Origin of the sequence: Thauera sp. 27, assembly GCF_000310125.2 — a bacterium.
GTDB lineage: Bacteria > Pseudomonadota > Gammaproteobacteria > Burkholderiales > Rhodocyclaceae > Thauera > Thauera mechernichensis.
In genome coordinates, this window is sequence record NZ_AMXB01000078.1 from 1 (window position 1) to 5,631 (window position 5,631).

General features: G+C 68.8%; 4 protein-coding genes. 3 read left to right on the forward strand and 1 reads right to left on the reverse strand.

Annotation, left to right across the window (positions count from 1 at the left end):
- The coding region (locus B447_RS21260) for a phosphoenolpyruvate carboxylase (protein WP_004248893.1) at positions 1–690 on the reverse strand (690 nt) is incomplete at its 3' end.
- 275 nt (positions 691–965) lie between these two features.
- On the opposite strand from B447_RS21260, the gene hemC reads away from it, so the two are divergent.
- From hemC to B447_RS21275, 3 genes are all read left to right on the forward strand, one after another.
- Entirely contained in the window at positions 966–1,898 is a 933-nt protein-coding gene (gene hemC, locus B447_RS21265; protein ID WP_004248895.1) for a hydroxymethylbilane synthase, read from the forward strand.
- 90 nt (positions 1,899–1,988) lie between these two features.
- On the forward strand, positions 1,989–4,160 hold the full coding sequence (hemDX, locus tag B447_RS21270; protein WP_004248897.1) for a fused uroporphyrinogen-III synthase HemD/membrane protein HemX: 2,172 nt from the start codon (positions 1,989–1,991) through the stop codon (positions 4,158–4,160).
- 10 nt (positions 4,161–4,170) lie between these two features.
- The gene (locus tag B447_RS21275) at positions 4,171–5,361 is read left to right on the forward strand and encodes a heme biosynthesis HemY N-terminal domain-containing protein (protein ID WP_004248898.1); all 1,191 of its coding nucleotides are present in this window, start codon (positions 4,171–4,173) and stop codon (positions 5,359–5,361) included.
- The last annotated feature ends 270 nt before the right edge of the window (positions 5,362–5,631 follow it).

Consider the following 5,631-nt stretch of genomic DNA (forward strand, 5'->3'; position numbering starts at 1 on the left):
GCTGGCGTACAGACGCGGCAGCTCGCGCAGGAAGGTGGTGTCGAAATACGACAGGCCGTTATTGACCTCGTCGATCACCGACAGCTTGGCGGTGCGCAGCATGCGCGTCTGCCACAGCGTGAGCACCGCGCGGCGCAGCGCCTCATCGCTGGCCGCGGCCTCCTCGGGGGTGAGCTGCATGCGGTCGCGCTCGTCGAGCAGGCGCGCGATCACGGTCTCGCAGTTGAGGATGCTCTTTCGTTGCACCTCGGTGGGGTGGGCGGTGAGCACCGGCGACACCAGCGCAGCGTCGAAGAACGCGACCAGGCCTGCAGCATCGGTCACGCCGCTGTCGAACACCGCCTGCAGCGCGTGCGGCAGGCTGCCCTCGCGCGGGGCCGAGCCCGCCACCAGGTGCGCGCGCGAGCGCCGGATGTGGTGCTGGTCCTCGGCGATGTTGGCCAGGTGCGAGAAGTAGCTGAAGGCGCGCACGACCTGGATCGTCTGGTCGCGCGACAGCGCATCGAGGATGTCCTCGAGCTCGCGCCGGGCCGCAATGTCGTCGTCGCGGCGGAAGCGCACCGAGTTCTGGCGGATGCGCTCGATCAGCTCGAAGGCGGCTGCACCCTGCTGGTCGCGCACGGTGTCACCGAGCAGGCGCCCGAGCAGGCGGATGTCTTCACGCAGCGGGGCGTCCTTGTCCTGGGTCATGTGTCTTGGTCTTCCTGGTTGTCGTCTAGGGGCCCTGCACCTGCCGTTGATCGTCCATGCTCACGTCAGGGCGTCCCGGCGTTGTGCATCGTCCCGGCGTCGCAGAGAGATGTGCTGCGTGCCAGGCAAGGCGGTCGGTGGGGAAAAGAGTGCGATCGGCACGCATGCTAGAATCCCGGCCTGTCCGCGCACCATTGGTGCGAACCCTGATGCTGCAGTGCGGCGAAATCTGGCCGTACCCGGCACCTTCCTACTTGTTACGTGAGTTATCCATCGTGAGCCAAGCGACCCCCGAGCGCATCGTCATCGCTACCCGTGAAAGCCGTCTCGCCCTGTGGCAGGCCGAGCACATCAAGGCCCGGCTCGAGGGATTGTATCCCGGCTGCAATGTCGAGCTTCTGGGCATGACCACGCGCGGTGACCAGATCCTCGACCGCCCGCTCGCGAAGGTTGGCGGCAAGGGCCTGTTCGTGAAGGAGCTGGAAACAGCCCTGCTCGATGGGCGCGCCGACATCGCCGTGCATTCGATGAAGGACGTGCCGATGGTGATGGGCGATGAGTTCGTGCTGCCCTGCATCACGGAGCGCGAGGTTCCGCTCGACGCCTTCGTCTCCAATCGCTACGACAGCCTGGCGGACATGCCCCCTGGGGCTGTGGTGGGGACGTCCTCGCTGCGCCGCGAATCGCAGATCCATGCGCAGTATCCCTTCCTTGCCGTGACCAGCTTGCGCGGCAACCTCGACACCCGTCTGCGCAAGCTCGACGAAGGCCAGTACGACGCAATCATCCTCGCCGCGGCCGGGCTGACCCGGCTCGGACTGGGCGAGCGCATCCGCTCGGTGATGCCGGCCGAGGTGTCGCTGCCGGCCGCCGGACAGGGCGCGCTCGGTATCGAATGCCTGGCGGCGCGGCCCGATGTCATTGCCTGGCTGCAACCCCTGGTCGATGCCGATACTGCCGCCTGCGTGCTCGCCGAGCGTGCAGTCGCACGCGCACTGGCCGGCAGCTGCGAGGTGCCGCTGGGTGCCTACGCGGTGATCCGCGGAGGGCAGTTGTGGCTGCGAGGTTTCGTCGCCCGCCCCGATGGCAGCGAGATCGTCCGTGCCGAACGCGAGGGCGCGCCCGCCGATGCCGACGCGCTTGGCCGCGCACTGGCCGAAGATCTGCGCGCGCAGGGCGCCGAGGCGATCCTGGCCGATATCGGCTGACGGCGAACACAGCTGATGGCGACTGCCCCCGCTCTCCCGTCCGCGCCCGGTCCGGGCGCCGGCCCTCTCGCAGGGCGCTGCCTGGTCGTGATGCGCCCGCAGGAGCAGGCCGACAACCTGTGCCGGCGCATCGAGGCCGCAGGTGGCCGCGCCCTGCGCTTTCCGGTGATTGCGATCGGTGCGGCGCCCGATCCTGCCCAGCTCGAGGCCGTGGTACCCCGCCTCGACGAGTTCCAGCTGGCGTTCTTCGTCAGCCCCAATGCCGCCAACTACGCGATGCAGTACATCCTGCCGCGGCGCGCCTGGCCGGCCGGCCTGCGCGTGTCGACCGTGGGCAAGGGCAGCGAGCGGGTGCTGCGCGACTATGGCTTTGAGGCGGTCATTGCGCCGCAGGTCGGGTTCGACAGCGAGGCTGTGATTGCGCTTCCCGAGTTTGCCGCAGAGGCTGTGGCCGGCTGCAAGGTGCTGATCTTCCGCGGTGACGGCGGTCGCGAGTTGCTTGCCGATACCTTGCGCGAGCGCGGCGCCAGTGTTGAATATGTCACGTGCTATCGGCGCTACTGTCCGGAGCTTGATCCTGCGCTGTTGTTGCAGCCGGTGGGGCGCGGTGAGGTCGACGCACTGCTGCTGACCAGCAGTGAAGGCGTCCGCAACCTGGCGCAGATGCTCGGCGCTGAAGGGCTTGCGGCACTGCGCCAGGTAAAGGTGTTCGCCACTCATCCACGCATCGTCGAGCAGGCCCGCGAGGCCGGTTTCGCTGACGTGATCGAGGCGCCCGCCGGTGATGACGGCCTGATGCAGGCACTTGAGGACCACTTTGGTTACACTGAAGCCATGAAAGAAGAGACTCCCGCCCTCACGCAGCCGCCGGCGAGCGCCCATCCCGATCGTAAGGACGATGCCCTCGACGCGGCGCGCGGCGAGCAGGCCGCTGCAAGCACGAGTGCCGATACGGTGGAGCGCGGCGAAGCCGCCTCGTCGGCCGAGACTTCAACCGATGTGGTCCAGCCTGCGGGCGGAGCCGAGCAGGGGGTGGTGGCCGCGCCGCGCCGCAGCGCTGCCGCGTGGTGGGCACTGTTGCTGGCCTTGGTGGCGATCGGCATTGCCGGCTGGGCAGTGTGGCAGGCACGCGACACGCGGGTCGGCGCGACCGTTCTGCGCGAGGAACTGGCGCAACGCCTGTCCGAGGGCGAGCGGGTGGCGAGCGAGGCGCGCGGCATCGTGCGCCAGCAACAGGAAGTGATCGCCGCGCTTCAGGGCCGCCTGGGTGCGTTGAGCGCCAAGGTCGAGGAGACCGAAGGCCAGGCCGCTGCGCTCGAAGCCCTTTATCAGGAGTTCTCGCGTACGCGTGAAGACGGCGTGATTGCCGAGGTCGAGCAGGCGGTGGTGCTCGCCGCACAGCAGTTGCAGATTGCCGGCAACGTCGAGGCTGCGCTGATTGCGCTGCAGGAGGCCGAATCCCGCCTCGCGCTGCATGATCGGGGGCAGCTTGCCGGGCTGCGGCGTGCGTTGGCAAACGACATCGACGCGCTCAAGTTGCAGCCGGTACTCGACGTCTCGGGCCTGAGCCTGCGCCTTGAGCGCCTGCTCGAGCGCGCCGACGCTCTGCCGCTCGCCTTCGAGGGGCAGTTGCCGGTGGAGGCTGCGGTTGGCCGCGATCTGGCACCGGGCGAAAGCACCGGGCTGGCAGGCTGGATGGCCAGCGCGTGGCGCCTTGGCGAAGCGCTGGCGGCAGACGTCTGGCACGAAGTGCGCACCCTTATCCGGGTCGAGCGTCTCGACCAGGCAGAGCCGGTGTTGCTGGCGCCGGCGCAGAACGCTTTCCTGCGCGAGAACCTCAAGATCCGCCTGCTCACCGCGCGTCTCGCGCTGCTGGCCCGCGATGGCCGCACCTACGAGGCCGACCTGGCGCAGGCTCGCGCCTGGGTGGAGCGTTTCTTCGACCCGCGTGACGCTCGCGTGCAGGCTGCGCTGACTGAACTCAAGACCCTGGAGGCAGTGCGGGTGCGCTATGAGCCACACAACCTGTCCGAGACCTTCAATGCGCTGCGCCTTGCGCAAGCGCGCAGCGGTCGGCCGCAAGTGCCCACTACGCCGGCACAGGACGTCCCTGCGGCCGCACCGGCTGCGCCGACTGCTGCGCCCGCTGCGGGCACGACGGTGGAGGCCGCCGAGGTTGCCGCCGAAGCCCAGGAGGCCGACGCTGGAGAGGGCACGGAAGGTGGCGATTCGGCAGGCGCGGCGCAGGCCGTGAGCGAGTGAGGGCCAGTCGATGCGCGCACTGATCTGGTTGATCGGCATCTTCGCCCTCGCTGTCGGCGTGGCGATGGTTGCCGGTGTGAATGACGGCTATGTCTTGGTTGTGCTGTCGCCCTGGCGGGCGCAGATCTCGCTGAACCTGTTCATCGTCCTGCTCGTCGTCGGCGTGCTGCTCGTCCACCTGCTGCTCAAGGTCATCGGTCGCACGCTGGGTCTGCCTGCCCGGGTTGCCAGCTGGCGTGAGCGCCGACGCCGGCAAAAGGCCGATCGCGCGCTGCATGGCGCGATCAATGCCCTGTTCGAAGGCCGTTTCTCGCAATCGCTCAAGTCGGCCTCGACTGCATACACTGCGAGCGCGGGCTCGTCCATGGCTGCACTGGTGGCTGCGCGCGCGGCGCACGGCCTGCAGGACGAGGCCCGTTACCAGGAGTGGCTGGGGCATGCCGCAGAAGAGAAGGGCAGTGAAGTAGCTCGCCTGATGACCGAGGCCGAGCTCGCCATCGAAAGCCGTCAGTTCGACGTTGCCGCGAGCCGCCTGCAGACCTTGCGCGATGCCGGGCACAAGCACATCGCCATGCTGCGGCTGGAGTCACGTGTGGCGCTGGCATTGGGGCGCTGGGACGAGTTGGTGCATCACGTACGCCAGCTGCGCAAGCACAAGGCCCTCAGCGATGAGCAGGCCGCGCCCAAGCTGAGGCGGGCACACATCGAGCGCATGAAGCAGCTGGCGGGCGACGCTGGGGCGCTTGCGCAGTACTGGAAGGAGATCCCCGAGGACGAGTTGCAGGATCGGGGTCTGGTGGAGCGCGCACTGCCGCTGATGGCGCGCGCCGGCCATGGTGTGACGGTCCGGCGCCAGGTCGAGCGTCTGCTCGACGAACGCTGGGATACGGCGCTGGCGCGCCTGTACGCCTACTGCGCGGCGTCGAACGAGGATGCGCGCAGCTGCCTGCAGAAGGCCGAAGGCTGGCTCGAGGCGCATCCTCAGGACAGCGGCCTGCTGTTTGCCCTTGGCCAGCTGTGCCGGCGCAGTGAACTGTGGGGCAAGGCGCAGAGCTACCTCGAAGCCTCGCTCAAGCAGTCGCCGGCGGTGGATACGCACCTTGCGCTGGCACACCTGTTCGACACGCTCGAGCGTCCGGCAGACGCCCAGCGCCATTACCGTGCCGCGGCGGAGAAGGTGGGCTCGGCCGCAGCGGCCTGAAGGCAGCGCAGCGCAGGGCAGGGCACAGGGGGCCGCAGGCGTAGTGTTTGCGGCCCTCTGCGCTTTCTAGGGCCAGGGATGGCAGGTGTGCTTGGAGGAAGAAAATCTCGCGGCTGGCGCCGCGCCTACAGCAAACCCAACGCGCGTCGCCCCCTGTAGGAGCGGCGCGAGCCGCGAGGGGTTGAAGGCGACGGAGGTGGGTGGGCAGCCGATGAAAAGCTCGCGGCTGGCGCCGCTCCTACGGCGCCCCGCGGCTCGTCTCGCCCTGGG

Excerpts from the sequence above, each read along its gene's own strand:
- hemDX (WP_004248897.1), top strand. The coding sequence starts at position 1,989 with ATGCGCCCGCAGGAGCAGGCCGACAACCTGTGCCGGCGCATCGAGGCC.
- B447_RS21275 (WP_004248898.1), top strand. The coding sequence starts at position 4,171 with ATGCGCGCACTGATCTGGTTGATCGGCATCTTCGCCCTCGCTGTCGGC.